The organism is Pantoea sp. ANP04 (genome assembly GCF_041982285.1).
Lineage (GTDB): Bacteria > Pseudomonadota > Gammaproteobacteria > Enterobacterales > Enterobacteriaceae > Pantoea > Pantoea eucalypti.
Window position 1 is genome coordinate 1 of sequence record NZ_JAUTYS010000148.1, and the last position, 540, is coordinate 540.

At 62.0% G+C, this 540-nt stretch carries 1 protein-coding gene; it reads right to left on the reverse strand.

All coding sequences use genetic code 11. From position 1 onward, the window contains the following. Window positions 1-540: multicopper oxidase domain-containing protein (locus Q7C21_RS22820; RefSeq protein WP_375151213.1), on the reverse strand; the 540-nt coding region annotated here is incomplete at its 5' end.

Below are 540 nucleotides of genomic sequence, written 5' to 3' on the forward strand. Positions count from 1 at the left end.
TCACGCCACCTCGATGGCGGCCATCAGACCGGTTTCCATGTGGTCGATCACGTGGCAGTGGAACATCCAGACCCCAGGGTTATCCGCCACCAGCGCCACGCGGGCACGCTCGTTCTTGCCCAGCAGGTCGGTGTCGGTGAAGTAGGGAGTGATCTTCTTGCGGTTCGAGGCGATGACCTTGAAGCTCATGCCGTGCAAGTGGATCGGGTGTTGGTACTGAGTCATGTTCTTCAATTCGAAAATGTAGCTCTTGCCCTTTTTCAGCGTGGCAATCGGGCGGTCGGCGCAGGTCTTGTCGGTGATGTCCCAGGCCTGGCCGTTGATCTGCCACAGGCTCGGCGGCTGGCCATTGTCCACGTTCACCGAGACCGAGCCAACCCACTCGAAATTGAAGTTGAGCTTCTCGGCGTTGTCGAGATCCGGCTCGGCCACCGGGTTGGCCGGCAGGGCTGGCGGCCACTGGGTCGGCGCATCGTTGTTGGCCACCGAACGCAAGGTGCCCAGGCGCACCGGACCGTTGCGCAGGGACAGTTCCTGCCC